The sequence below is a fragment of the Aeromonas sp. HMWF015 genome, from assembly GCF_963878965.1.
Classification (GTDB): Bacteria; Pseudomonadota; Gammaproteobacteria; order Enterobacterales; family Aeromonadaceae; genus Aeromonas; species Aeromonas veronii.
Genome location: NZ_CAWNZT010000114.1, coordinates 6,422 through 8,119, shown reverse-complemented (window position 1 = coordinate 8,119; position 1,698 = coordinate 6,422). Strand labels below are relative to the sequence as shown.

Here is a 1,698-nt window from a genome sequence, read left to right as displayed (position 1 = left end):
GGCTGGCGCAGGTTACTCAACGACTTCTGGGTAATCAATAAAAGGATGTAGAAGTATGGCAACCGGCACAGTTAAGTGGTTTAACAACGCAAAAGGATTTGGGTTTATCTGTCCGGAAGGGGGCGGTGAGGATATCTTCGCTCACTACTCCACGATTCAAATGGAGGGCTACAAGACCCTGAAAGCGGGTCAGGCTGTCAATTTTGAACTGCAACAGGGGCCGAAAGGAAATCACGCCTCTGTGATTGTGCCAAACGAAGCACAAAATATGTAAATAACACCCGTTGGATAAATAAAAAACCGGTTCCTCTCTGAGCAACCGGTTTTTTATTGTCAGATTTCTGGCGAATCCTGCCTCCTCATGGGATCACAGGTTATCGCCAGCCATGATCAGTCGTGATATTCGCTGCAGGCGATCAGGGTATTTTCCATCAGACTGGCGACCGTCATCGGGCCCACGCCACCGGGTACCGGGGTAATGAAGGAGGCATGGCTGCGCGCCGTCTCAAACTCCACATCCCCGACCAGCGAGCCATCAGCTAGGCGATTGATGCCCACATCGATCACCAGTGCCCCCGGTTTGATCCACTCGCCAGGAATGAAGTTGGGCTTGCCGACTGCGACAACCAGCAGATCGGCACGGCGAACCTGCTCTTCCAGATCCCGCGTAAAACGGTGACAGGTCGTGGTTGTGCAGCCCGCCAGCAACAATTCGAGGGTCATGGGACGCCCCACTATGTTGGACGCTCCCACCACAACCGCATGCAGACCATGTGTCTTCACGCCGGTGGTCTCGATCAGCGTCATGATCCCTTTCGGAGTGCAGGGGCGCAGCGCCGGAATACGTTGGGCCAGACGACCGACGTTATACGGGTGAAATCCATCTACATCCTTGTCAGGCTGGATCCGCTCCAGCACCTGAGTGGTATCAAAGTGATCCGGCAACGGCAACTGAACCAGAATGCCATCTACGTGGCTATCCGAATTCAGCTGGTCGATCAGCGCCAGCAGCTCTTCCTGACTGGCGGTTGCACTCAGATCATAGGAGCGGGAGAGAAAACCCACCTCCTCGCACGCCCGACGTTTGCTGCCGACATAGACCTGAGAGGCTGGATCCGCCCCCACCAGAATGACTGCCAGCCCAGGAGCCCGTTTCCCTGCCGCCAACCGCTGTTGGACTTGCGCCGCGACCTGGCTGCGAATCGTTTGCGCAACCTGTTTTCCATCTATGATTTTGGCAGACATCGTTCTCCACTCACCATGTGTTCAACTGCCGCGCATTGTCGCATTTTTTTAGCCGGGATGTTAGCGGCAGACGCACGCCATACCTGTAGCGGGCAATAAGTAGGCACTTGAATTTACTGGGGGAAAAAGTCGTTGACGCTGGCCCTTACGCTTGGCTATGATGCCCGCCCGTTGCCCAGTACGACTCATGTCGATATGCTGGTCAGGGATTTTCGGTGATTAGCGCAGTCCGGTAGCGCATCTGGTTTGGGACCAGAGGGTCAAAGGTTCGAATCCTTTATCACCGACCATGTTCATCGACTCGTCCTTAAGACGTGTTGATACAAAGCGCCCTTAGCTCAGTTGGATAGAGCAACGGCCTTCTAAGCCGTGGGTCGCAGGTTCGAATCCTGCAGGGCGCGCCATTGATGTTCCCCAATCCTTCTGGATTGGCGAGCGTTGATGAAAATTTCA

General features: G+C 54.7%; 2 protein-coding genes and 2 tRNA genes. 3 read left to right on the top strand and 1 reads right to left on the bottom strand.

The features are described from left to right. The first annotated feature begins 55 nt into the window (after window positions 1-55). Entirely contained in the window at window positions 56-274 is a 219-nt protein-coding gene (gene cspD / locus AACS18_RS05660; protein ID WP_005300025.1) for a cold shock-like protein CspD, read from the top strand. A gap of 116 nt (window positions 275-390) precedes the next feature. On the opposite strand, the gene folD is transcribed toward cspD, so the two are convergent. Beyond that, window positions 391-1,245 carry a bifunctional methylenetetrahydrofolate dehydrogenase/methenyltetrahydrofolate cyclohydrolase FolD gene (gene folD / locus AACS18_RS05655; RefSeq protein WP_108613922.1) on the bottom strand — a complete coding sequence of 285 codons (855 nt, stop codon included), beginning with the start codon at window positions 1,243-1,245 and terminating at the stop codon, window positions 391-393. Window positions 1,246-1,458: 213 nt separating this feature from the next. Between folD and AACS18_RS05650 the strand changes: the two genes are divergently transcribed. Continuing rightward, window positions 1,459-1,535: transfer RNA gene (locus tag AACS18_RS05650), tRNA-Pro, on the top strand. 37 nt (window positions 1,536-1,572) lie between these two features. Further along, window positions 1,573-1,649, top strand: a tRNA-Arg gene (locus tag AACS18_RS05645). Window positions 1,650-1,698: the final 49 nt, after the last annotated feature.